Source organism: Paraburkholderia sp. SIMBA_053 (genome assembly GCF_046534895.1).
GTDB lineage: Bacteria > Pseudomonadota > Gammaproteobacteria > Burkholderiales > Burkholderiaceae > Paraburkholderia > Paraburkholderia caledonica.
On sequence record NZ_JAWRXU010000415.1, the window covers coordinates 1 to 298 of the forward strand.

Annotated in this window: 1 protein-coding gene; it reads right to left on the bottom strand. The window is 62.8% G+C overall.

Annotated elements, in window-relative coordinates; translation table 11 throughout:
- On the bottom strand, positions 1–298 hold a 298-nt coding region (locus tag SB753_RS36225; protein WP_410804927.1), incomplete at both ends, for an acyl-CoA dehydrogenase family protein.

Here is a 298-nt window from a genome sequence, read left to right on the forward strand (position 1 = left end):
TTGCTGCGCGTGACGCGGCGCATCCGGGTCCGTCTTGCCCATCACGATGAAGAGCTTGCAGCGCGGATCGCCCGCACCCGACGACCACCACTTGTGCCCATTGATCACATACGCGTCGCCGTCGCGCACGATGCTCGTCTGAATATTGGTCGCATCCGATGACGCCACCTCCGGCTCGGTCATCAGAAACGCCGAACGGATCTGGCCTTGCAGCAGCGGCTCCAGCCATTCGCGCCGGTTTTCTTCATTGCCGTAGCGCTCGATCGTCTCCATGTTGCCGGTGTCGGGCGCATTGCAG